This is a genomic window from Mesorhizobium sp. WSM3862 (assembly GCF_002294985.1).
Classification (GTDB): domain Bacteria; phylum Pseudomonadota; class Alphaproteobacteria; order Rhizobiales; family Rhizobiaceae; genus Mesorhizobium.
Window position 1 is genome coordinate 576,065 of the sequence record NZ_NSGE01000003.1, and the last position, 23,664, is coordinate 599,728.

The window sequence follows — 23,664 nt, forward strand, 5'->3', positions numbered from 1 at the left end:
TGTGGAGATGTCGATGGCCGAAAAAAAACTGCGTATTGGTGTGCTCTTTGGCGGGCGGTCCGCCGAGCACGACGTGTCGGTGCTTTCGGCGACCAATGTCATGGGCGCGCTGGAGCCGGCGAAATACGATGCCGTTCCGATCTTCGTCACCCGCGAAGGGCAATGGCTGCTCAGCCGCTTCGAGGACGGCGCGCTGGCGACACCGTCGAACGGACCGGAGGTCTGTCTGGTGCCCGGCGGCCATGGACGAATGCTGGCCGTTCCGGCCGAAGGGCCGACTTACGAGCTGCCCGCGTTCGACATTCTGTTTCCCGTCCTGCACGGTCTGCATGGCGAGGACGGCGCCGCGCAAGGACTGGCGGAGGTGGCGCGCGTGCCGCTTGCCGGCTGCGGCATTCTCGGTTCGGCCACGGCGCTTGACAAGGATATCGCCAAGCGGTTGCTGAGGGCGGCCGGCCTGCCCACGGCACGGTCCATCACCATCCTGCCCGCGGCCGCGCCTGGCTTCACGGAGATCGAGACGGCTCTCGGACTCCCGGTCTTCATCAAGCCGGCCCGCCAGGGCTCTTCCGTCGGCGTCAGCAAGGTCTCCGACGAAACGGGCTATCAGGCAGCGCTCGCCGAAGGCTTCAGGCACGACGGCAAGCTGCTGGCGGAGGAATTCATCCGCGGCCGCGAGATCGAATGCAGCGTGCTTGAGGACACGGAAGGTGGCCTCTTCGTCTCCCGTCCCGGCGAGATCGTGCCGGCCGAAAGCCACGGCTTCTACAGCTATGACGCCAAATATATCGATAAGGATGGAGCAGCACTTAAGGTGCCCGCCGAATTGCCCGAGACGATCGAAGGCGAGATCCGCGAGACGGCGGCGAAGGCGTTCCGCGCGCTGGGCTGCGACGCGATGGCGCGCGTCGACTTCTTCGTGAGACCGGACATGACGTTCCTGATCAACGAGCTCAATACCATCCCGGGCTTCACCGACATCAGCATGTACGCCAAGGCGATGGCGGCAAGCGGCATCAGCTACCCGGAAGTCATCGACCGGCTGGTGGCGCATGGGCTGGCGCGTGCCGCCCGATCTACCTGAGCGACTCCGGCAATAAAAAGAGCGGCCCGGGAGCCGCTCTTCTGCCTTCAGGCGCGTGGCCTACTTCGCGTTGGGGTTCGGCATCCAGGCCGGCATGGCCACATCGGCATGGGCGAACTGCGGCAGCTTGGCCGACAGGTCTTCCATGTTCTTGATGTCCTTGTCGATAAGTTCCTTCTGGGTGATCAGCGTCGGCGGCACGATGACGTTGTGGCCGGGATCCTCGCCGGCGAGCAGCTGCGCCAGCGCGCGCACCGAGACCTGGCCGACGACTGCCGGGTTGGTCGCGGCGGTGGCGGCCCAGGCGCTGTCCGGCTCGCGCATCGCGGCGATGTCGGACGTCGAGATGTCGGCCGAGTAGATCTTGATGCCCTTGTTGAGGCCGGCCTCGTCGACGGCGATCTTCACCCCCTTGGCGAACTCGTCGTAAGGCGCGAACATCACCTTGATGTCGGGATGCGCCTGCAGCACCGAGCGCGCCTGGTTGGCGACGGAATTGGCGATCGGATTGTCGAGCGTGCCGAACATGGCGACCTCGCTGATGCCGGAATGTTTCTTCTTCACGTCGACCCAGGTTTCGTTGCGGCGGTCGAGCGGGGCGATGCCGGCGACATAGACATAGCCGGCTTTCCAGGCGTCGCCATTGTCCTTGACCGCCTGTTCGAGCGCGAGGCGCGCGAGATCGCGGTCGGACTGCTCGATCTGCGGGATCTTCGGGTTCTCGACATTGACGTCGAAGGCGACGACCTTGATGCCCGCGTCGACGGCGCGCTGGGCGGCGTCCTTCATCGATTCCGTCAGGCCGTGCTGGATGATGATGCCCTGCACGCCGAGCGCGATCGCCTGGTCGACCATGTCGGCCTGGAGCGCTGCGTCCTGGCGGCTGTCCAGCACGCGCAGATCGACGCCGAGCGCCTTGGCCTGCGCCTCGACGCCGGAGAGATAGGCCTGGAAGAAGTCACCGGTGGAGAGATAGCGCACCAGCGCGATCTTGACGCCCGGCTTGTCGAATGGCGCCGGACGGTCCGCCGCCAATGCTGTGCCCTGCATGAGCAGCGCCGCGCCCGCGAGGCCGAGTGCGGCCTTCCCTAAAAGTCTCCTTGTGATGCTCACTTCGTCTTCCTCCGTTTTGTTCTCGATGCCCGGTCGAAACTATCTCTTGCCCCTGCCGGAAAGGGCGAAGGTGAAGACAAGGGCGACGACGAGAACTGCGCCCTTGACGAAATCCTGCGTGTAGTAAGGGGCGTTCATCATCGTCAGGCCCTGCAGCAGGACGCCGACGAACACCGCGCCGACGGCCGTGCCGAAAGCGTTCGGCTTGGCGGCGCCGAGCACCGCGTAGCCGATAAGCGCCGCCGCTACTGCGTCGAGCAGCAAATTATTACCCGAGGCGATATCGCCGCGTCCAAGCCGGGCAGCGAGCAAAATCCCGCCGATCGAGGCAAAAACTCCCGAAATGACATAGGCCCAGATCTTGTATGCCTTGACAGGCGCGCCGGCCAGTTCGGCGGCGCGTTCGTTGCTGCCGACGGCATACATCATGCGGCCGAAGCGGGTGTATTCGAGGAAGAACCAGATGAGCGCGGCGAGCACGATGAGCACCACCACCGAGACCGGGATCAGGTTCGGAATGAAGAAGTCGATGCGGTGGCGGCCGAGCGCCAGGAAGGCTTCCGAGAACTTGCCGTTGGCGACCGAGCCGTCGGGCATCGTCATGCCGGTGGCGATCGAGCGGCCTTCGGTCGGAATGCGTTGCAGGCCGAGCAGCAGGAACATCATGCCGAGCGTCGCGAGCAGATCCGGCACGCGCATGTAGACGATGAGCCAGCCATTGATGAGGCCGACGACCGCGCCGATCACGAGGCAGGCGATGACGGCGACGACGGCGTTCTGCTCCAGCACAACCATGGCATAGGAAGCCGCCATCATGGCGCTGGTGGCGACCGAGCCGATCGACAGATCGAAGCCGCCGACGACAAGTGTCGCGGTGACGCCGAGTGCCAGCACGCCGGTGATCGCGACCGACTGGAAGATGAAGACGGCGCTTTGCGGCGAGGCGAAGCCGTCGGCGGCGATCGCGAAATAGGCGATCAGCCCGATCAGCAGGATGATGAAACCATAGCCGATGGCATAGTCGCGCAATGTTATCGAACGCCCCCGCGCTGCTGCCCTCTCCGCCAAACTGGAACTCATGCCTGCACTCCAAGTCTCGTCATCCATACGATCTCACGCCGCGCTGGTGAGCGGCCCGCCGGCCACCTCAGCCAGCAGCCGATCGAGATCGATGTCATCGTTCCTGTGCTCGCCGACGATCGCGTGCTCCGACATCACCAGGATGCGGTCGGCGGTCTCCAGGGCCTCGTCGATCTCGGTGACGAAGAGCAGTGTGGCGCGGCCGTCGGGGCTCGCCCTGAGCTTGGTTGCGATGTCGCGCCGAGCCGAGATATCGACGCCCTGGAACGGCTCGTCGAGGATGAACAGGCGCGAGGCCTGCGACATCCAGCGCGCCACCATCACCTTCTGCTGGTTGCCGCCCGAAAGCGCGGAAAGCTCGTCCTTCTCGGAGCGGCAGACGATGCCGAGCTCGCCGATCTGGCGGCGTGCGGCAGCCCGCTCTGCCCGCTTCTTCATGACGCCGAAGCCGGACATGCGCTTGAGAAACGGCAGGCTGATGTTGCGTTCGATGTTGAAGCCGCCGACGATGCCGCTCATCGCGCGGTCCTTGGCCACAAGGAAGACGCCGGCAGCGATCGCGTCGCGCGCGGATCCCGGTGCGTAGGGCTTGCCGTCCATATGCATGGTGCCGGCGAGCGGCCTGCGCACGCCGAACAAAGTTTCGGCGAGCGCCGTCTTGCCGACGCCGACCAGGCCGGTGATCGCCACCACCTCCCCGGCGCCGAGCGTCATCGAGATCGGTCTGGCGCCGGGCGCCAGCTGCAGGCCTTGGGCGGTGAAGACCGCGCGCGCCGAGCTTCTGGCAATGACGCGGTCGAGCAGTATCTTGCGGCCGAGCATGGCGTTGACCGCGCCCTCATAGTCGAGCGGCTTCCGGTCGAAAACGCCGGAGACGACGCCGTCACGCATCGAGACGATGCGGTCTGCCAAGCGCCTGATGTCGGACATGCGATGCGAGATATAGAGGATCGCGACACCCTGCCCGCGCAGCCTGTCGATCAGCGCAAACAGCCGGTCGGCCTCGGCGCTCGACAGCGAGGAGGTCGGCTCGTCGAGGATCAGCACTTTCGGCTGGTGCGCCATGGCGCGGGCAATCGCGACCATCTGACGATCGGCGAGCGGGAGGTCCGCGACGCGTGCCTTAAGATCGAGCGTAAGCCCCATGCGGTCGGCGACGGCCCTGGCTTCGACGCGGACATTGGCGGGCTTGAACAGCAGCGATGCGCCCTTGCCGCTCAGCCGGTCGAGCGTCAGGTTGGTGGCGACGTCGAGATCGGCGACAACGCCGTCATTGATGTTCTGATGAACGGTGACGACGCCGGCGCGGATCGCTTCTGCCGGCGAGCCGGGATCGAAGGCCTGGCCGGCGAGCCGCATCGTGCCGCCGCCGCGCGCGTACACGCCGCTGACGATCTTGACCAAGGTGGATTTGCCGGCGCCGTTGGCGCCCATCAGCACGGTGACCTCGCCCGCATAGAGATCCAGCGCGATGCCGCCAAGCACCTCGTTCTGGCCGAAGGATTTCCTCAGGCCGTCCACACGGAACACGGCATCTGCGCCCATTCGTTCCTCCCTGATCCATGACGCTATGGGCTCACTCGGCAATTGTCAACACGATTGACAATTGCCAGAGCGCTCCCTAGCTTGGCCCGGCCGCCGTGGCTCCGTTATCGTGGGACACCACGCGCAGGAGGGAGAGGATGACCGGGAAGTTCGAAGCATTGTCGGTGGAGACGCTGCCGAAGCGCCTCGGCGAGACCACGGCGCTGACCGAGCGCATTGGCAAGGACGCCGGCCACTGGAAAGTACGCGAGGTCGGCGACGGCAATCTGAACCTCGTTTTCATCGTCGAGGGCGACCAGGGCGCGGCGGTGGTCAAGCAGGCGCTGCCCTATGTGCGCCTGGTCGGCGACAGCTGGCCGCTGCCTTTGAAGCGCGCTTTCTTCGAGTATCACGCGCTGACGAGGCAACAGCGCCGAGCGCCAGGCTCGGTGCCGGCGATCTATTGTTTCGACGAGGACCAGGCGCTTATTGTCATGGAGTATCTGGCGCCGCCCTACATCATCCTGCGTCGCGCGCTGATCGACGGCCGCGAGCTGCCGAACATTGCGCGCGACATCGGCCTATTTATGGCCCGCACGCTGTTCCGCGGCTCGGACCTCTCAATGCCGACAAAAGAGCGCAAGGCCGATCTCGCGCTGTTCGCCGACAATGTCGAGCTCTGCGACATCACCGAGAACCTGGTGTTCTCCGATCCCTATTTCGACGCCGAGATGAACCGGCACACCAGCCCGCAGCTCGACCGCCTGGTGGCCGAATTGCGCGCCGACCGCGACCTCAAGGTCGAGGCGCAGCGGCTGAAGCACCTCTTCGCCGCCAATGCCGAAACACTGCTGCATGGCGACCTGCATTCCGGTTCGATCATGGTGACCGACACCGAGACCCGGATGATCGATCCGGAATTCGCCTTCTACGGCCCGATCGCCTTCGACGTCGGCATGCTGCTCGCCAATTTCTGGATGGCCTTCTTCTCGCAGCGCGGCCATGAGCAGAAAGGTAGCCGGGATTCGATGCGCGCCTACCTGCTTAAGGTCACGGCCGAGAGCTGGGCGGTGTTCCGCGCCGAGTTTTCGCATTTGTGGCGAACCGAGCGCACCGGCATCCTCTACCAGAAGAGCCTGTTCGAGGATCAGGGCGACCTGCTCGGTTCCGAACAGGCGCTCGACCACATGCTTTCCGGCATCTGGACCGACCTGCTCGGCTTCGCCGGCATCGAGGTGCACCGGCGTATCCTCGGTCTCGCCCACAATGCCGATTTCGAGACCATTGCCGACGCAGACCTTCGCGCCAAATGTGAAGCAAAGGCGCTGCGCTTCGGCCGCCACATCGCCGTGAACCGGCGTGAGATCCACAGCATCGACGAGGTCAACGCATTGGCCGCGCTGGTCGAACAGGAGAAGAGCCTTTGAAAGTCGGCGAACGCCACTATCGTACAATTTGGCTCAGCAACGACAAACGCTCGGTCGAGATCATCGACCAGCGCTGGCTGCCGCATGAGTTTCGCGTCGAGACGATCGGAACCGTTCCCGGCATCGCCACCGCGATCCGCGACATGTGGGTGCGCGGCGCGCCGCTGATCGGCGTCACCGCCGCCTACGGCGTCGCCATCCAGATGACCGACGATCCCTCCGACGAAGCGCTCGATGCGGCCTGGGAGACGCTGCACAAAACGCGACCGACGGCGATCAACCTGCGCTGGGCGCTGGACGAGATGCGGCGTTTTCTGAAGCCGCTGGCGCCGGGAGAGCGCGCCGAGGTCGCCTACCGGCGCGCCGCCGAGATTGCAGACGAGGATGTCGGGCTCAATCGCGCCATCGGCGAGAACGGGCTTGCCATCATCAAGGAGATCGCGGCGAAGAAAAAGCCTGGCGAGGCGGTCAACATTCTCACCCATTGCAACGCCGGTTGGCTGGCGACGGTCGACTACGGCACCGCCACGGCGCCGATCTATCTGGCGACGGAAGCCGGCATTCCGGTCCACGTCTATGTCGACGAGACCAGGCCGCGCAACCAGGGCGCCCAGCTGACCGCCTGGGAAATGGCCGGCCACGGCGTGCCGCACACGCTGATCGTCGATAACGCCGGCGGGCATCTGATGCAGCATGGCGACATCGACATGGTGATCGTCGGCACCGACCGCACGACGGCCAATGGCGACGTCTGCAACAAGATCGGCACCTATCTCAAGGCTTTAGCCGCCGCCGACAACGACGTCCCTTTCTATGTCGCGCTCCCCTCGCCCACCATCGACTGGACGGTCGCCGACGGGCTTGCGGAAATCCCGATCGAGGAGCGCGCGAGTGACGAGGTTTCACTGGTGTGGGGTAGGACGGCCGACGGCAAGGTCGCGCAGGTGCGCGTCTCGCCCGACGCAACGCCGGCGGCAAACCCCGCCTTCGACGTGACGCCGGCTCGGCTGGTGACAGGGCTGATCACCGAGCGCGGCGTGGCGAAGGCTTCGCGCGAGGCGCTGAAGGCAATGTTTCCCGAGCGCAGCTAATCTTCGCCCGGTGCTATCGGCCGTGCTCACGCCGCACAACTACCATGAGAGAGCCGAGCACCGCCGCTTCTTCCACGAGCATTTTTTGGTGAAGGGCAAGGAAGCGGCGAAGGCCTGCGTCGAAATCCTTGCCGCGCGCGAGCGGATCGCCGCTTAGGCTCGACTCGGGCCGGATTTCAGCCCTGCAACAAGAATTGCGGCCGAAAGGGCTTCAAAAGATTGCGGTAGGTCAGAAATCGGGCCAGAAGCAACGGGGCCGGCCGCCCGGGCGGCCTTTTCAAACACGGGCTCGAACCAGATACGGGAGACTATTCGTTGGCTCGCATCACACTGAGACAATTGCTCGACCATGCCGCCGAACAAGGCTATGGCGTGCCTGCCTTCAACATGAACAACATGGAACAAGGCCTCGCCATCATGGAGGCGGCCGAGGAGACCAAGTCGCCGGTCATCCTCCAGGCGAGCCGCGGGGCGCGCGCCTACGCCAATGATGTGGTGCTGGCCAAGCTGATCGACGCGCTGGTCGAGATCCACCCCGACATTCCGGTCTGCATGCATCTCGACCACGGCAACAACGAAGCGACCTGCGTCACCGCGATCCAGTACGGCTTCACCTCGGTCATGATGGACGGTTCGCTGAAGGAAGACGGCAAGTCGCCGGCCGACTACGCCTATAATTCAGGCATCACGCGCCGCGTCGTCGATATGGCGCATTGGGGCGGTGTCTCGGTGGAAGGCGAGATCGGCGTGCTCGGCTCGCTGGAGAGCGGCGGCGGCGAGCAGGAGGATGGCCACGGCGTCGAAGGCGCCATCAGCCACGATCAGTTGCTTACAGACCCTGTGCAGGCCGAGCAGTTCGTGCGCGACACCCATGTCGATGCGCTCGCGGTGGCTATGGGCACCAGCCACGGCGCCTACAAATTCTCGCGCAAGCCGGATGGCGCGGTGCTGGCGATGAACGTGATCGAGGAGATCCATCGCCGCCTGCCCAATATGCATCTGGTCATGCATGGCTCGTCATCGGTGCCGGAGGAGCTGCAGGAGATCATCAACAAATATGGCGGCCAGATGAAGCCGACCTGGGGCGTGCCGGTGGAAGAGATCCAGCGCGGCATCAAGCACGGCGTGCGCAAGATCAACATCGACACCGATAACCGCATGGCGCTGACCGGCGCGATCCGCAAGGTGCTGACCGAGAACCCTTCCGAGTTCGATCCGCGCAAATATCTGACGCCGGCCATGGCGGCGATGAAGAAGCTCTGCAAGGAACGCTTCGAGCAGTTCGGCACAGCCGGCAACGCGCCGAAGATCAAGCCGATCCCGTTGTCGGAAATGGCCAAGCGTTACAAGGCCGGCAGCCTCGACCCGAAGTTCGGCTGAGCCACCTCCTCCCGCGACCGGGTTCCAGCCGGTCGCGGGAGCACGCCCGCCCTCCCACGGCACCAGTCCCGCGGAACCTCACGTCATCGGCATTGGCCAAGGAACCATCCATGGCCGAGCTTAGTTGAACTGTCCTGACGCAATGGAGGGTGCGCCGACCGGCGTCGCCGACGGGAAATGCTCGAGCCGCTCTGCTGCGACATGCCGCTTCATCCGACATGGCCGGATCTCGTTGCGCGGCTGTTGCTGACGCTGGTCGCGGGCTTCCTCATCGGCTTGAATCGCGAAGCGCGCGGCCATTCCGCCGGCCTGCGGACGACCATCCTGGTCGGCCTCGCGGCGTGCGTCGCCATGGTCCAGGCCAACATGCTGCTCGACGTTGCCGGCAAGGGACCGGACTCATTCGTGCGCATGGATGTGCTGCGCTTTGCGCTCGGCGTGCTCACCGGCGTCGGCTTCATCGGCGGCGGCGCCATCCTCAGGCGCGGCGATCTCGTCACCGGAGTGACCACCGCCGCCACCATGTGGATCATGACGATGATCGGGCTGGCCTTCGGCGGCGGCCAGTTCGGCCTCGGCGCGATTGCTACAGCATTGACGCTGGTGACGCTGCAGGCCCTGAAGTGGGTCGATCTCAAGATCCCGCGCGACCATAAGGCGATCCTTGCGGTCGCATGGCCGAAGACAGCCCCGCCCGACCTCCAGGAGATCGTACGGCCGCTCGGATACGATGCCCGCTTCGTTGGCATGGAGCACGATGCCGACCGCGACCGCTTCGTGTTTTCCTTCCAAGTCAAATGGCGGCAGCCAGATGCAGTCGAGCCGTCAACTGAGGTGCTGGCGCTGGTCGGCCAACACTGTGAGATCGAGCGGTTTGAATTGATCAGCGAGAAAGCGCCCTGATCAGCGTCGGAAGGGTGGCGAAGCTATTCGGCTGCGCTTGGCGTTTCCGAATCCGGGCGAATAAGCTTGATGTCCGCTCCCGCCGCCCAAGCGCCGATGTCCTCCCGGCGCAGCGCCGCCGCCATCATGTCGGGAAAATGGTCCGGCGTGCAGGCGAAGACCGGGACGCCCAATGCCGCGACCGAGCCGGCCATGGAAGAGTCGTAGCCGGGACGGCCCTGGTCGGTGAGCGCCAGGAGCACAACGACATTGACGCCCGACCGCACCAGCGCAGCCAGCCGACGAAGCAGTTCCTGACCGTTGCCGCCTTCGTAGAGGTCGGTGATGAGGACGAAATGGGCCTTGGTCGGCCGCTCGATGCGCTCGGCGCAATAAGCGACCGCCTGGTTGATGTCGGTTCCGCCGCCAAGCTGGACGCCGAACAGCACCTCGACCGGATCGCTGAGCTCTTCGGTCAGATCGACGATCGCGGTGTCAAAGCAGACCAGCTTGGTGCGCACGACCGGCAAGGAGGCCATCACGGCCGCGAAGATCGAGGCGTAGATGACCGAACTTGCCATCGAGCCGGACTGATCGACGCAGAGCGTCACTTCGTCGAGGTCGACCAGCCGACGCTGGCGGCGCATGAAGCCGACGAGCTTTTCCGGCACTACGGTCTTGTGGTCTGGCTGGTAGTGGCGAAGGTTCGCCGCGATCGTGCGCGGCCAGTCGATGTCGCGCTGCCGCGGCCGGTTGGTGCGCCTGGAACGGTCGAGCGCGCCGCGGATCGCCTCGGCGGTCTTCTGCTCGAGACGCTGCATCAGCTTGGCGACGATGTCGGAAATGATCGAGCGGGCAATGTCCCTGGTCTTTTCCGGCATCGCCGAGCGCAACGAGACCAGATCGGCAACGAGATTGACGTCGGCCTCGATCGCCTTGAGGAATTCCGGCTCCATCAGCATTTGCTTCAGCTTCAGCCGCTCGAAGGCGTCCTTCTGCACGACCTGGACCACCTGCTCCGGGAAGAAAGAGCGGATATCGCCCATCCATTGCGCGACGCGCGGCGCCGAGCGGCCGAGGCCGCCGCGCCGCTTGCGCGGATCGCCGGCGTCGCCGCTGCCGTCGCCGTAGAGCGCATCGAGGGCTGCCGAAAGCCGCCGGTCCTCCTCCGACAGCGCCGAGGAAGACTCATCGTCGGCGCCGATCGCCAGGCGCCAACGGCGCTCCCGCGTCCCTTCGATCGGATGAAGATCGGGTCCGACCGTTTCATCATCCATGGTTGGGCTCCCCCGTAAGCAGCTTGCCGAGGAGACCAAAATGCCGGCGCCAGGCGTCGCCGCCATCGGGTGCCGGCGTCAGTCCGGCGGGCAGGCTCGCCCTGCGGCCGAGCACGGCCTCGATCAGGCGGCGGCGCTCCATGCTGTCGAGATTGGAAAATACGCGGCGCAGCAAAGGCAGATGCGCAACGAAGGCGTCCTCGTCGAGCGATGCCAGCCAGGAATCGACAGCGCCGCGCAGCCCCTCGTCATAGATCAGCCTCTGGCCGGCGCCGCTGAAGAAGCCTTCGAAAAAGGCGGCGGCATCGATGACCGGCGTTCCGGGCGACAGCCGCTTTGCCAAAAGGCCGGCCGTGGCCTCGGCCGAGAGGTGCCCGGCCTCGTAGAGCAGATGTGCGGCGCAGCCAGCAACGAGCGCCGTCGAGCGCGATGAATCGAGCACGGTCGCAAGGCCGTTCCGCCAGGCATCCAGGACATGCCCGTCCGGCTCGACCAGCCTGATCGCCTCGTCGGCCTTCCGCAGCGCCGCCATCAGCGCTGCGGCGGCCTGCGCGTCGAGATCGCGCGCGGCGTAAGGCAGCGCGATCGCGCCTTCGATGACCAACCGCTCCAAGAGGCCGGCAAGGCGCTGCGTCTCGGTTTTGCGCGCTTCGCCATAGCGGATGATGTCGGCAAGCGGGGGCACCGACGCAAGGAGCTCCAGGCATTCGCTGCTATGCGCCGCCTTCTCCTCGAGCGCGGCGAGGCCGGCCGCGGACGCCTCGCTCAAGGCGGCGGTGATCGCGCTTTGCACCAGCGTGGCCAGAGCATCGAGCGTCGAAGCGGCGCCGATCATCTGGACAAGCCGGCCGTTGGCGGCCTTCTCGATGGTCGGTCCGTAAATCAGGTTTTCGACCAGGCGCACGGCGTATTCCGGCTGCCAGGCCAGCAGCCAGCGCTCGCGGAACGTGCCGCGGCTGCGGCCGACATCCGTCAGCCTGCCCCAGTTCACGCCGAGCACGTTCAGCCGGTGCAGAAGCGTCGACCGAAAGAGACCGCTCTCGCTGCGCAGGTCGATGGAGAGCTCGCGCTCCAGTGCTTCAGGCTTGAGCCGCGCGGCCTTCTGGTTGCGCTGCAAATCATCGATCAGCGGCGCGAGCGGCGTGTCGGATGGAATCTCGCCGACATCGGCGCCGAGCAGCAGCTCGGCCTCGACCATCTTCCACAGCAGGGCCTCGCCGTTGAAGAGCGCCGCGATCGAGGCCTCGCGCAGTTCCTCGAAACCCGGTTTCGGGCGCTCGCGTATGGCGGCAAGCGCCCGCGCCAGACGCTCCGCCTCGATCAGCGAGGCGGTCGAAATCATATGGCCCTTGGCCCTGAGAACCGAAGCGATCCGCGCGAGCCACAGCACCGAAGCGTCGTCCTGCCCGCGCGTCTGCCACAGGTGCTTGCTCCAGCCCGGCGCGACGACACCGGCGCCATAGCCATAACCCAGCGCCAGCCGCGGTCCGGTCCATGGCGCGAAGGTCATGGTGGTCTTGCGCCGGCCGATGCCTTTGAGCAGTGCCTGGTCGCTCTTTTGCGGATGCGCAGCTTGCAGGGCGGGCACATGCCACGCGCCGCAAACCACGGCCAGCGGCCCGTCGATTTCTTTGCGCGCAGCGGCGATCTCCAGCCGCATATGCGCCTCGCGCATGGCCTCGAACTTGCCAATGGACGTCTCGCCGTCGCGCAGCGTCGTCATCGCGTCGGCAATGGCAGCAAAGATCGGCCCGGGTGCGGGATTCTGCTCAATGATATCGGACCACCAGCTTTCGCCGTCCTCATAGCCGGCGGCGCGCGCCAAAGTGCCGATCGGATCAAGGATCCGTGAGATTGCTTCGCTCTGCTCTTCGGTGGCCTCCGGTTCGTCCGCATCGGCGTCGGTCGAACCCTCGGGCCCGTGCTCGGCAAGCCGCGCGGCGGACGGCAGGTCGATGAAACGCAGCGCCGCCTTGTTGGCGACGGCCCACAGCGCCGCCTGATATTCGGGAGAGAATTCGGCGAAGGGCCAGAAGCGCGTCGCGGCGGGATCGTCCTCGGGGTAGCAAAGCAGCGCCACCGGCGGCTTCATGTCCGGGCTGGCAAGCAGGGGCAGCAAGGGCGAGGCATCCACCGGTCCCTCGATCAGCACGGCGGCCGGCTGCAATTCGTGCAACGCTCTAAGCAGGCTCGCGGCGGAGCCCGGCCCATGATGGCGAATGCCGAAATAGCTGATGCCGCCTTGCGTCATGGCTCAGATGGCCGCGTTGAGCGCCGCGTAATAACCGGCGTAGTCCGGCCGCTTCTTCAGCACCGTCTCCAAATATTCCTCAAGCACGACCTTGTCCTGGATCGGGTCCTTGACGATGGCGCCGACCAGGCTTGGCGCCAGGCCTTCGGCGTGGAGCTTGCCGCCGTCGAACCAGGCCGCCTGGCTGAGGCCGCTGATCATCGTGGCGATCGCCTCGGCGGTGGAGAGCGAGCCCGACGGCGTCTTCAGCGTCACCTTGCCGTCCGAGGTCGCGCCGGAGCGCAGCTCGCGGAAGATGGTCAGCACGCGCGCGATCTCCTCGCCGACATTTTTCGGCACCGGCAGGTCCAGTCCGCCGGCCATCTCGCCGACGCGCCGAGACACGATCGAGACCTCTTCCGCCATGTCCTCCGGCAGCGGCAGCACCACGACATTGAAACGGCGCTTCAGCGCCGAGGAGAGTTCGTTGACGCCCTTGTCGCGATTGTTCGCGGTGGCGATGATGTTGAAGCCGCGCTGCGCGTAGATCGAGGTGTTCAGCTCCGGCACCGGCATCATCTTTTCGGACAGCACGGTGATCAGCGTGTCCTGCACGTCGGAGCCCATGCGCGTCAGCTCTTCCAAGCGGCAGAGCTTGCCTTCCTGCATGGCGCGGTAGAGCGGCGTCGGCACCAGCGCCTCCTGGCTCGGCCCCTTCGCCAAGAGCTGCGCATAGTTCCAGCCGTAGCGGATCTGATTCTCGTCGGTGCCGGCCGTGCATTGCACGATCAGCGTCGAGTTTCCCATGATGGCGCCGGCGAGATGTTCCGAGACCCAGGATTTTGCCGTTCCCGGCACGCCGAGCAGGAGCAGCGCCCGGTCGGTCGCGAGCGTCGCCACCGCGGTTTCCATCAATTGCCGACGTCCGACATATTTCGGGGTGATAAGCGTGCCGTCGCCCGCCTTGCCGCCCATCAGGTAAGTGAGGACAGCCTTGGGCGACAGGCTCCAGCCGGCAGGCTTCTGGCGGTCGTCGTCGCGCGCGAGCGCCTGCAGTTCGGAGGCATAGACCTGCTCGGCCGGAAGGCGGATGGCTGCGTTCATGCGATCTTCTCCGGGTTGATCATCTGTCGGATTGCGAAGGGTTTCCGGCCAGCGCTGCATTGAGCCGCAGCAGGCCGAGGGATGGGGAAGCGGGCGACAGGCCGGCGGCGATCACCTCGTCGATCAATTTTTCCGCCGCCTCCGGATTGGCCAGAAAGCCTAGGGTCTCGAGATACTGCTCGGCGCTTCGTTTCATGACGTCGTTGTCACCCGAGACGGCGGAACGCAGCGCTGGAAGCGTCTTGCTCCTTGCGAGGTCGCTCCATTCCAGCCAGCCTGCTTCCGCGCCTTCGACCAGGTTGAGCGCGGCCAGATTTTGCCCATCATCCAGGATCTGCCTGATCAGGACACGCTTCCTGCCGTTGTCCAAGCGCGACATGAGCTGGAGGACGAGAAGCGCCAGCCTGCCGCCGGCGGCGACAAGCAAATCCGCCAAACAGGCGACCGCCGCATCGCTGCCGGACACCGCGATCATTCGAACGAGAAAGAGATCGGCACCCTCATCGACGCCGAACTGCCATGCGCCAATGAAATCGGGCTCAGTCTTGCCGAATTGGGCGATGAGATCGCCGAAGTAACAGGACGCGAACAGGTCGGCGCGACGCGACTGTTGCGCAGGCGACTTGGGTTTTATCGGCGTGTAGGTGGTGCGGCGGCGGATGAAGCCGGATTTGCCTTCCTCAATGAAAGCGGCGAGCTCGGCTATCGGATCTTTCGACGCGCCATCCGCTGGATCGCTACGTTCACCCAACCTTGCCAGGAGCCGGCCGGCCGTTTCGCGCACCTTGCCTGAGCGATCGGCGGACAGGCTCTTTAGAAATGGAATGTCATCGGCACTCAAGCCGAAGCGCATCAGCTCCACGAGCGCAAGCCTGACCTCCGCCGGCTCGCTCGCTCCCTTGGTCTCAATCAACGTCCGCGCCAAGACAGGCATGGTGCGCCGTAATTCGACCAAAGCTGTACGGCGCGCGGCAGGATAAAAATCATCCCAGGTTTCAGCGGTGAGTTGTCCTCGTCGAGACTGCCTGTCGCCATCCGCGCCTGCTTGCCAGTCGACCCAGGGAGCATAGATATCTGGGCTTTCCTGATCCGACGCAGCAGGCATCCAATCCATCGGATGGAGCACGAAGCCTCGGCTGGCGACGAGTGTGGCCACGCGGGTCTTGAGCCTCGCATCAGCGGCGTATTTCAATACGGCACGCAGCAACGGTCGCAGCCAATCAGGAAGCATCGGCAGGGCCAGCATCGGCAGCGGCGGACGGCGTTTCAAGGTTTTGGGCGCCGCCGGCCGAAGCGCGACATCCAGCGCCTGCGCGGCGATCGCCAAGAGCCGACGTTCCTGCTCGTCTGAGCTGGAGGCAGCCGCGAACTCCTTCCATTCGGCGGGCGCCAATTCGAAAGCGGCGCCGCCCGAAATCCAGTTGTCGCGAAGCCTCGCCAGCCCTGCCTGCTCGAGCTCGTTCATGAGAGATTGAGCCTCCCGATGCTGCTTTGTGAGGCCAGAAGCTCGAGCCTGGCGCCGTTCCACAGCGCTGCCGTGACTGTCAGATCGAGGCCAAGCAAGGTATGGTTGACGGAGCCGGCGACAGGCAGGGCGATGCCATGCGAATCGTTCGCCGCCTGCCACCAGGCGCCATCCTTCTCGTCCAGCGCGATCGCGCCCGCCGGCAGGAGGATCGGACAGTCGGACAGCCACGGCGCGCCGTCCTGGAAAGCTGCATACGCGGCCAGCGGATCGCCGGCAGCGTTCGGAGCAAAATCGGGCCAATTGCCGGGCGACGCATCGCCCAGGCGTTCTGCGACCAGTGCGCGAAGCGGAATTCGGGATGGATAGAACACCAGCCTCGCCTTGAAGCGATCCCCCGGCGCGAAGGCGCCGGAGCGGCGCCCGGCCGAGGCCGGGAAGAAGTCCAGGAGGACGGCAAATCGTGGGATTGGGCTTTTCAGATCGAGCAGCCAGGTCGCGTGGCTGACCAGGCCGTCGCGACGGGTCTCGATCTTCTCACCCAGCACCTCCCAGTCGCTCTCGACCTGGAGGGCATCCGGATTGGCAAGCATCTGGTCACGTGTTTCGGATGTCGAGACCAGGCGCTTCAGCTCGGCATCGTCGGGCGCGGCACGCCAGGCCTTGGCGAGCAGCACCAGCTTACCCAGCTCGCGGATAGCGGCGTCCGGCCGCTCTTCGCTGCGCAGCGCCATCAGTTTCGCGGGCAGCTCGTCGATGCGCCCGGCCAAAGCGGTCGCCTTGAGGTCTACAAGCCGCGCCGCGATGCGGCGGCAGCGCTCGCTGCTGGCGTCGACAAAACCGGCAAGGCCGAGCCGAAGCTGGTCGGCAACCCACTGATCCAATTCGTCGAGCGCTGCGGACACAGCACTTCGCGTGTCCTCGGCGCGCTTGCGCTGCGCCGCCTCGCGGCGTTCGGCGGCCGCGGCGTCTTCTACGGCAGCGCTTTGCTCGGGCCGCAACGCCTCGTCGATGCTTTTGCTTTCCGCGCTTGCCGGCGCCGGCGTCGGCGGCTGGCCCGGCTTGCGGCGCCGGCCGAGCCAATCATTGACCCATTCCGGCGTCTGGTCGACCCGATCGAAGCTGGCGGGCGCGGTGGCGCCGATCCACATCAGCCCCAGTATGTGCTTGCACGGAAATTTTCGCGATGGACAGGTGCATTTGTAGCCGTGGTCGCGGGCATCGAATGCGACGCGGTAGGGATTCGCTCCCGAGCCCTGGCATTCGCCCCAGATGAGGCCCAGCTGTTCGTTTGTCTCGAGACGGGGCCAGTTGGACCGCTTGGTCAGCTTGGCGGCGGCGCCCAGCGAAGCCTGGTCGGGCGCGAGCGCCTCGATTGTTTTCAAATCCAGCTGCAAGCCGCTCCCTCATGACCCCCGAAGCATGATGTCGCGACGATGGATACCTGTTTGCGGCGCGCTGGTGTAGCTCCAGCCGCTGAAAAGTTGGTGCCTTGTCTAACGTTGCGTTGCCCTGTTCATCGTCAGGCGCGGGAACCCACCAGGACGGCGTGCACAGCATAGGCGCGGCGATCCTCGGCGCTGACGGCCAGCCGATCGGCACGCTGTCGATCGCCTCCCCCTGTCTCGCGCGTAGACGATGCGGTGGCGGCCCCCGGGCGAGGCGGCGATCAGGGCGGCGCGGCTCATCTCGGCGCGGCTGACCGGCGAGGCATAACTCATCTCCTCCGTTGCGGCGAAGATGGTTAGGTGCTGCCGACGCCGTCCCGATGGCAGCTGGCGTCGTGCCCCAGCTTCTCCAAGCCTGATGTCATCATCTGCCTCCTCCACCAGTCGCTTCGCGTTCCGCAACCGGCGGATTTCGCGGCCGAATTCCTCACCGTCAAACAGCGTCCTGGTAAAATTCGATCGGCAGTCCATCGGGATCGGCGATGAAGGTAAACAATCGTCCCGTGTATGGATCTGTTCGGATGGGCTCCACCTCGACGTCTCGCGACCGAAGCAGCTCGGCTGTTGCCTCGACCGAGGCGACCGAGAATGCAATATGCCTTAATCCACAGGCCTCGGGCCTGCTGGGCCGGCTTGGCGGATCAGGGAAACTGAACAGTTCGATCTGGATGGGACCGTGACGCAAATCGCACTTCCAAGACTGCCTTTCGGGGCGCCAGTTTTCGGCCAGAACGACGAAACCGAGCTTGTTCGTGTAGAACTGCTTGGAGGTCTCATAGTCACTGGAGATGATTGCGACATGATGGACAGCCAGGAGCATCAGATTGGCCTCGCGTAAGCGTCGATAACGGCGACCCAGCACAGTCGCATCGGGTATACCTTGGCGCAACCAGGCGCCGACACCGGCCGTGCCGGCTTGGGCGAGCATCTCCAAAAGTCCGGCCACCCTCCCCTCGAGGGGAGCTTATCCGAGCGCTATTCACGCCGTCTTGAGGTCGGTGTACTTCTCGATCGCGTGCAGCGACTTGTCTTTGCCGAAGCGGGACTGCTTGAAGCCGCCGAGCGGTACCGTGATGTCGGCGCCGCCATAGGTGTTGACCTGGACGACGCCGGCATTGATGGCGTGCACCATGCGATGCGCGGTCGAGAGCTTCGAGGTCCACACGGCAGAAGCAAGACCCTATGTCGGGCGCAACTACATGCAGCCCAGCGCGCTGGGGAGTTTCGGTGGCTAGTCGGGTCAGTCTGGCGCTGACTCCGACTCGATCAGGCTTTCCAGCATGTCCAGCAGGCGTTCGTGCTGCTCGGCGCCGTAACGCTTCTCGATGGCGTCGTGGATGGCGGTGCGCTCGGGCGCCAGCTCCTCGATCAGCGCCACGCCGGCCGGGCTGATGGCGAGCAGTGCGCGGCGGCCGTCATCCTTGACCTTGTTGCGGGTGATGAATTCGCGCTCGTCCAGTGCTTTGATGATGCGGGTGAGGCTGGGCGGCAGGATCGAGGCGCGGTTGGCGAGCTCGGTCGCTTCCAGCGGACCGGTCTCGGCAAGCACGCGCAGCACGCGCCATTGCTGCTCGGTGATGTCGTGGCGAGCAAGCATCGGACGAAAATGCGCCATGATCACTTCACGAGCGCGAAGCAGAGCCATGGGCAGGGAACGGCGGGTGCTGGGCGGCAGCAGAGTCAACTCTCCGAAAAGTTCCAGTCCAGTACGACTCGCAACAGAAATTAACGCTCGGATCGCAGCTATATCCGCGATTTCTCCGAGAGCGGCAATCCCGTCCCCGACGACCCCGTCGACATGGGAACGAGCGCTTGACATTCGGTCGCCAAGCCCTTGCCCCACATGGCGATCGAATATTCGGCGAATCTCGACGCGAGGTCGAGATGAGCGAGCTTTGCGCGCCCGTTTCACGCATCATCCTCGAGACCGGCCTGTTCGAGCCCGGCGCCGTGCGGGTGCGCGCCTTCCGTGCAGATGCCTATGCGATCGCGGACCGGCTCCCCGAGAACGGCTTCATCGACATGAATTTCCGCATCGGCAGGGGCCGCAGCGCGGAGGAGAAGAAGCGGACCGGCGAGGCGATCTTCAAGGGGTCATCGCGCGCGTTCTATGTCACACGCTCGGCCTGCAGGTGAGCGACGAGACCAGCGACGCGATCTATCTGCGCGCGCTGGAGGAGCGCGGCCACCCCAGCCCGCGCGAGGCAGACCTGCGCTGGATCGGCGCCATCGTGTCGCGCAACGGCGAGGTGGAGGAGACGGGGCTCGGCGCCGGCGTGCTCGATCATCCGGCCAAGGGCATTGTGTGGCTCGCCAACCGGCTTCACCAATACGGCATGCAAATCGAGGCCGGACAGGTGGTGCTGTCGGGCTCCTTCATCCGGCCGGTCGAATGCCGGCATGGCGATCGGACCGTCTCGGATTTCGGGCCCCTTGGTGCGATCCGCATCGCTTTCGCCTGACCGGCAATCCTCGCTCCGCGAATTTGCAAGCTGCGCGCTGCCCCAAAGAAAAAGGCCGGGCGCGAAAGCGGCCCGGCCAAGAAATGAAGGTCATAACCTTCAGAGGGGAACATCGCCCGGCGCAATGGGAGGAAAACACCGAGCGATGACCTCTATTTGGGGCGGTTGCGGTATATTTTCCACGAACTGAATTCCAAAAACTGACCGAAACGCGAAAAAATATCGCGCGGGCAGCGGCAAAGCTCAGCCAGCCGCCGCTGCCTTTTCCAGAAGATCGGCATAGTGCTGACGGGCCACGTCGGGATGCGACCTCAGACGGCTCTTCAGCACATTGGTTCCGACGTCGCGGAAGAGCGGATTGTCGGGATCGCTGGCCGGCCCGCGCGCCTCAGCCGCCAGTTCCTGCGGAAGGTCGAGCAGCGGAATGGTCGCGTCGAGCCGGGCGCTGAAGAAGAACGGCACCGAAATCCGCTCGACGCCTGGCGGCGGTGTGACGACGCGGTGCACGGTTGCTCTCAGATACCCGTTCGAAGCGAGTTCGAGCAGTTCGCCGATGTTGACCACGAGCGTTTGCGGAATCGGATCCACATTCACCCAGCTGCCATCATATTCGACCTGCAGCCCCTTGTTCTCGTCCTGCAGCAGAAGGGTGAGGAAACCGCCATCCTTATGCGCGCCGACGCCCTGGTCGTCACCGGTGGCGTCGCGGCCTGGGTAGCGCACGATCTTCATGCGGTGGTTGGGCTCGCTGCCATAGATCGGGTCGAAGGCGTCCTCCGGCTGATCGAGTGATAGCGCGAAGGCCTTGAGCAGCCGGATGGCTACCTCCGTCGCCTTGGTCTGCCAGGCAAGCAGCGCCGGCTTCAGTTCGGGCAACGCAGCCGGCCACTGGTTCGGACCTTGCAGCCGGGTCCAGGCCGGCACGCTCGGCCCTTGCGAAATGGTCGCGCGCTCGACGCCGATGTCGAGCTGCTCGCGCCAGTCGGCCTTGCCCCTGGTCAGCTCGCCGCCGGTACGCGTGTAGCCGCGAAATTGCGGCGACTTCACCATCTCGATGGCGAGCTTGTCGGCCTCCGACAAGGCAAAGAAGCGCCGCGCGGCATCGAGCACCGCGTCGATGTCCGGCTGCGTTATGCGGTGGCCGCTGAGATAGAAGAAGCCGACATCGCGAGCGGCGGTGCGCAGATCAAACAAGAAGGTCCGCAGTTCCGACTCGCCCTGCTCCAGTCGGTCGAGATCGAGCACCGGGATTATTCTGGCCATGGACAGCTTCCTCTTGGCGGCAACTCTCTGTTTTTCGCAAGTCCGGACGGAAAACCGATGCGCACTTTTCCTGGAATTGCTCGAGCAACCCCGCCGCACGATGACATGCGCGTCATTGCAGGTGAAGAAACGCGCCAACCAATCTCGTTGCAAATGGAGCAAGCCGCCGCTCAATTCCCGGGTTTTCGCGGCAAATTGCGTTCATTCGACTTCCGCTTCTCGCGTTTCGCCTATCCGCGATGATCCAGCCACGCGACCAGCCGGTCACATCACTGGATGCCGCAGACCAGCACGATCAGCACCACCACCGCCGCAACCATGACGCCGGTCTCGCATCGCGGCGCGTTATTGCACGGTTCGTGGAATGGATCGTCAGAACGTCTCGACCCAGGGCCTCATCTCGACCTCGAAGCTCCAGGCGCTGCGATGCTGGCGGTGGACTGCGAGATAGGTCTCGGCGATCGCGTCCGGCGAGAGGCGGCGATCCGGCCGGTCTGGCTCGGCCGCCTGCCCGGGCGGCTCGATCTGGCCGTCGATGATGAAATGCGCGACATGGATGTTCTTCGGACCTAGCTCGCGCGCCATCGACTGCGCCAGCCCGCGCAGCCCGAATTTCGGCATGGCGAAGCCGGCCGAGCCGGAGAAGCCCTTGAGACTCGCAGTGGCGCCGGTGAACAGGATCGAGCCGGAGCCGCGCGCAACAAGCCGGCGCGCCGCCTGCTGGCCGACGAGGAAGCCGCCATAGGCGCCGACGAGCAGGGCCTGCTTGACCGCCTCCGGATCGAGCTCGGCGATCGGGCCGCGCGTGCGGCCGCTGGCGTTGAAGACGGCAATTTCGAGGGAGCCGGCCTTGTCGGCCGCCTCGAACAACCGCGCGACGGAGGCGGCATCCGACACGTCCGTCTCCACCGCCTGCGCACCCGTCTCCTGAACCAGCGCGGAGAGTTTGTCGACATTGCGGGCGGCCAGCACGACGCGAAAACCTTGCTTGCCGAGGAGCCGCGCCAGCGAAGCGCTGAGGCCAGCTCCAGCGCCGGCGATCACTGCGACATTGGCGGCCATGTCGTTCCTCCTGCGAGTACGCGTTGTTCAGTTGAGGTCGATAGTCGCACAAGCTCGCTCCTTCGGCGGCAAGAGGCAAGGACTAGGTTGCTCCGTTTTGGCAGTGCGACACAAAGGCGGTGCCCGGTGAGAGGTCCCGGCGCATCCGAAAGACTTGCCTGTCGCGCCGATCCGTCCGACACGTGGTCCAGCGGCGATTCGAGGAACGACCATGGAACCAATCTGGGCCGTCGGCCTGATGACCGGTACGGTGCTTGACGGCAATATCGACGTGGCGCTGATTAAGACCGACGGCGAGCGCATCGCCGACGCCGGTACATACACACTGGCCCCCTACCCGCAATCGATCCGCGCCCTGCTCGAAGAAACGCTGCGCCAAGCACGCGTCTGGAATTTCGAGGGGCCGGAGCCGGCGATTTTTCGCGAGGCGGAGGAGGCGCTGACGCGCGCGCAGTCGGCGGCGGTCAGGGATTTGGTCGAAAGCCAGGGCATGACGATGGCCGATATCGGCGTCGTCGGCTTCCACGGCCAGACGGTGCTGCATCGCGCCCCGCAGCCGCGACGAATCGGCCGCACGCGCCAGCTCGGCGACGGCGAGCTGATGGCCGCCCTGCTTGGCACCAAAATCGCCTATGACTTCCGCACGGCCGATGTGGCGGCCGGCGGACAAGGCGCGCCGCTCGCTGCCGCGTACCATGCGGCGCTGCTCAAAGAGGCCGACGCCAGCGGCGACACCGCGGTGCTCAATCTGGGCGGCGTCGGCAACATCACCTGGTGGGACGGCAAAGACAACATCGTCGCCTTCGACACCGGGCCGGCCAATGCGCCGGTCAACGATTTCATCAAGGCGAAGGGCCTCGGCGAGATGGATCGCGACGGCAGACTGGCTGCCGCCGGTAAGGTCGACGAGGCAAGGCTAGAGCGGCTGCTGCAGCATCCGTATCTGACGAAGCCTTACCCAAAATCGCTTGATCGCTTCGACTTCACCGCGGCCATGGCCGACGGGCTCGGCGCGGAGGACGGCGCGGCGACGCTGACGGCTTTCACCGTCTCGGCGGTCGGCAAGGCGCTCGATCTGTTGCCGCGCCGGCCAAGACGACTGGCGGTCAGCGGCGGCGGCCGCCGCAACCCGACCATGATGGCGATGCTCGGCCAGCGCGCCGGCGTCGAAGTGGTGCAAGCCGAGACGCTCGGCTGGAAGGGCGACGCGGTCGAAGCGGAATGCTTCGCGTTCCTCGCGGTGCGCGTGCTGCGCGGCCTGCCGATCAGCTTTCCGAGCACCACCGGGGTACCGCGGCCGATGCGCGGCGGAAAGCTCGCGGGTTAAGACAACTTCTTTTGCAGGAAGATGCGGCTGCGGCCGACCGGAAAATCGGCGAGCGTGCCGAACGGCTGGTAGCCCTGGCGCTGATAGACCTTGGCCGCGGTCGGATTGAAAGTGTCGATCCACGCGGCCTGGCAGCCGCGCGCCAGCGCTTCCCGTTCGGCTGCGTCCAGCATGCTCGCGGCGATGTGCCGGCCACGCCAGGTTTCGTCGACCCAGAGCCATTGCACATAGAGCCAGCCCCAGGCGGTGTAACCGGAAACGCCGGCGACGATCGCGCCGGCGTCGTCGCGAACGAAGACGGCGAGCGTCTTCCGGCCCGAGGCGCCGACATCGCTATCGTTGAAGGCGGTCAAGCCCTCGCCGACACGGGCGAGATCCTGCGGCAAGGGCTCGGCGGTGATCTCGAGCGTCATCTTCACGGTGGCTCCGGTGCGGTTCGGAAGCC

Annotated in this window: 20 protein-coding genes and 5 pseudogenes; 10 read left to right on the plus strand and 15 right to left on the minus strand. The window is 65.3% G+C overall.

Annotated features, from left to right (window positions below):
* Positions 1–7: 7 nt before the first annotated feature.
* On the plus strand, positions 8–1,084 hold the full coding sequence (locus CK224_RS11200; RefSeq protein WP_095781797.1) for a D-alanine--D-alanine ligase family protein: 1,077 nt from the start codon (positions 8–10) through the stop codon (positions 1,082–1,084).
* Positions 1,085–1,144: 60 nt separating this feature from the next.
* On the opposite strand, the gene CK224_RS11205 is transcribed toward CK224_RS11200, so the two are convergent.
* From CK224_RS11205 to CK224_RS11215, 3 genes are all read right to left on the minus strand, one after another.
* Complete coding sequence (locus tag CK224_RS11205; RefSeq protein ID WP_066988974.1) at positions 1,145–2,197, minus strand: substrate-binding domain-containing protein; 1,053 nt, start codon at positions 2,195–2,197, stop codon at positions 1,145–1,147.
* Positions 2,198–2,236: 39 nt separating this feature from the next.
* Positions 2,237–3,232: an ABC transporter permease gene (locus tag CK224_RS11210; protein WP_095781977.1), complete on the minus strand. Its 996-nt coding sequence runs from the start codon at positions 3,230–3,232 to the stop codon at positions 2,237–2,239.
* A gap of 78 nt (positions 3,233–3,310) precedes the next feature.
* Positions 3,311–4,822, minus strand: coding sequence for a sugar ABC transporter ATP-binding protein (locus CK224_RS11215; RefSeq protein ID WP_095781798.1), 1,512 nt, complete (start codon positions 4,820–4,822; stop codon positions 3,311–3,313).
* A gap of 137 nt (positions 4,823–4,959) precedes the next feature.
* On the opposite strand from CK224_RS11215, the gene mtnK reads away from it, so the two are divergent.
* The 5 genes and pseudogenes from mtnK to CK224_RS11240 all read left to right on the plus strand — a co-directional run bounded on the left by mtnK (position 4,960) and on the right by CK224_RS11240 (position 9,602).
* Entirely contained in the window at positions 4,960–6,228 is a 1,269-nt protein-coding gene (mtnK, locus tag CK224_RS11220; protein WP_095781799.1) for an S-methyl-5-thioribose kinase, read from the plus strand.
* Complete coding sequence (mtnA, locus tag CK224_RS11225) at positions 6,225–7,319, plus strand: S-methyl-5-thioribose-1-phosphate isomerase (protein ID WP_095781800.1); 1,095 nt, start codon at positions 6,225–6,227, stop codon at positions 7,317–7,319. The genes mtnK and mtnA overlap by 4 nt, the downstream gene beginning before the upstream one ends.
* Before the next feature lie 7 nt (positions 7,320–7,326).
* Positions 7,327–7,476: pseudogene (locus CK224_RS11230) on the plus strand (6,7-dimethyl-8-ribityllumazine synthase); the annotation flags it as partial.
* Positions 7,477–7,634: 158 nt separating this feature from the next.
* The gene (gene fba / locus CK224_RS11235; protein ID WP_067327727.1) at positions 7,635–8,699 is read left to right on the plus strand and encodes a class II fructose-bisphosphate aldolase; all 1,065 of its coding nucleotides are present in this window, start codon (positions 7,635–7,637) and stop codon (positions 8,697–8,699) included.
* Between the two features lie 177 nt (positions 8,700–8,876).
* Positions 8,877–9,602 (plus strand): MgtC/SapB family protein, encoded by a 726-nt coding sequence (locus CK224_RS11240; protein WP_095781801.1) that lies wholly within the window; start codon positions 8,877–8,879, stop codon positions 9,600–9,602.
* A 23-nt stretch (positions 9,603–9,625) separates the two neighbouring features.
* On the opposite strand, the gene CK224_RS11245 is transcribed toward CK224_RS11240, so the two are convergent.
* The 8 genes and pseudogenes from CK224_RS11245 to hpaR all read right to left on the minus strand — a co-directional run bounded on the left by CK224_RS11245 (position 9,626) and on the right by hpaR (position 18,750).
* The gene (locus tag CK224_RS11245; RefSeq protein WP_095776271.1) at positions 9,626–10,858 is read right to left on the minus strand and encodes a VWA domain-containing protein; all 1,233 of its coding nucleotides are present in this window, start codon (positions 10,856–10,858) and stop codon (positions 9,626–9,628) included.
* Positions 10,851–13,109, minus strand: coding sequence for a DUF5682 family protein (locus tag CK224_RS11250; protein WP_095781802.1), 2,259 nt, complete (start codon positions 13,107–13,109; stop codon positions 10,851–10,853). Before CK224_RS11250 ends, CK224_RS11245 begins: the two co-directional genes overlap by 8 nt.
* A gap of 3 nt (positions 13,110–13,112) precedes the next feature.
* On the minus strand, positions 13,113–14,192 hold the full coding sequence (locus CK224_RS11255; protein ID WP_095781803.1) for an AAA family ATPase: 1,080 nt from the start codon (positions 14,190–14,192) through the stop codon (positions 13,113–13,115).
* Positions 14,193–14,211: 19 nt separating this feature from the next.
* Entirely contained in the window at positions 14,212–15,657 is a 1,446-nt protein-coding gene (locus tag CK224_RS11260; RefSeq protein WP_095781804.1) for a DUF5691 domain-containing protein, read from the minus strand.
* Positions 15,654–17,042, minus strand: coding sequence for an SWIM zinc finger family protein (locus CK224_RS11265; RefSeq protein WP_245425891.1), 1,389 nt, complete (start codon positions 17,040–17,042; stop codon positions 15,654–15,656). Before CK224_RS11265 ends, CK224_RS11260 begins: the two co-directional genes overlap by 4 nt.
* A gap of 496 nt (positions 17,043–17,538) precedes the next feature.
* On the minus strand, positions 17,539–18,051 hold the full coding sequence (locus CK224_RS11270; RefSeq protein ID WP_245322301.1) for a VOC family protein: 513 nt from the start codon (positions 18,049–18,051) through the stop codon (positions 17,539–17,541).
* A 33-nt stretch (positions 18,052–18,084) separates the two neighbouring features.
* Positions 18,085–18,285, minus strand: a pseudogene (locus tag CK224_RS11275) (aldehyde dehydrogenase family protein); the annotation flags it as partial.
* Positions 18,286–18,345: 60 nt separating this feature from the next.
* Positions 18,346–18,750: a homoprotocatechuate degradation operon regulator HpaR gene (gene hpaR, locus CK224_RS11280; protein ID WP_245322302.1), complete on the minus strand. Its 405-nt coding sequence runs from the start codon at positions 18,748–18,750 to the stop codon at positions 18,346–18,348.
* Between the two features lie 189 nt (positions 18,751–18,939).
* On the opposite strand from hpaR, the pseudogene CK224_RS11285 reads away from it, so the two are divergent.
* Positions 18,940–19,193: pseudogene (locus CK224_RS11285) on the plus strand (5-carboxymethyl-2-hydroxymuconate isomerase); the annotation flags it as partial.
* A gap of 107 nt (positions 19,194–19,300) precedes the next feature.
* A pseudogene (locus CK224_RS11290) lies at positions 19,301–19,567 on the plus strand (2-oxo-hepta-3-ene-1,7-dioic acid hydratase); the annotation flags it as partial.
* A 243-nt stretch (positions 19,568–19,810) separates the two neighbouring features.
* Here CK224_RS11290 and CK224_RS11295 read toward each other — a convergent pair.
* A complete protein-coding gene (locus CK224_RS11295; protein ID WP_095781807.1) occupies positions 19,811–20,830 on the minus strand; it encodes an isopenicillin N synthase family oxygenase in 1,020 nt (339 codons plus the stop codon).
* A gap of 57 nt (positions 20,831–20,887) precedes the next feature.
* Here CK224_RS11295 and CK224_RS30750 point away from each other — a divergent pair, with 57 nt between their 5' ends.
* Positions 20,888–21,073 (plus strand): hypothetical protein, encoded by a 186-nt coding sequence (locus CK224_RS30750; protein ID WP_141245810.1) that lies wholly within the window; start codon positions 20,888–20,890, stop codon positions 21,071–21,073.
* Between the two features lie 26 nt (positions 21,074–21,099).
* Here the strand turns inward: CK224_RS30750 and CK224_RS32490 are convergent.
* Together CK224_RS32490 and CK224_RS11300 are read right to left on the minus strand one after the other, a co-directional pair.
* Positions 21,100–21,168 (minus strand): annotated as a pseudogene (locus CK224_RS32490) (ABC transporter permease); the annotation flags it as partial.
* Between the two features lie 34 nt (positions 21,169–21,202).
* Positions 21,203–21,892: an SDR family NAD(P)-dependent oxidoreductase gene (locus CK224_RS11300; protein WP_095781808.1), complete on the minus strand. Its 690-nt coding sequence runs from the start codon at positions 21,890–21,892 to the stop codon at positions 21,203–21,205.
* A gap of 211 nt (positions 21,893–22,103) precedes the next feature.
* Here CK224_RS11300 and CK224_RS11305 point away from each other — a divergent pair, with 211 nt between their 5' ends.
* Entirely contained in the window at positions 22,104–23,219 is a 1,116-nt protein-coding gene (locus tag CK224_RS11305; RefSeq protein ID WP_095781809.1) for an anhydro-N-acetylmuramic acid kinase, read from the plus strand.
* On the opposite strand, the gene CK224_RS11310 is transcribed toward CK224_RS11305, so the two are convergent.
* Positions 23,216–23,638, minus strand: a complete 423-nt coding sequence (locus CK224_RS11310) for a GNAT family N-acetyltransferase (RefSeq protein ID WP_095781810.1) — start codon at positions 23,636–23,638, stop codon at positions 23,216–23,218. The genes CK224_RS11305 and CK224_RS11310 overlap by 4 nt on opposite strands.
* Between the last annotated feature and the right edge of the window lie 26 nt (positions 23,639–23,664).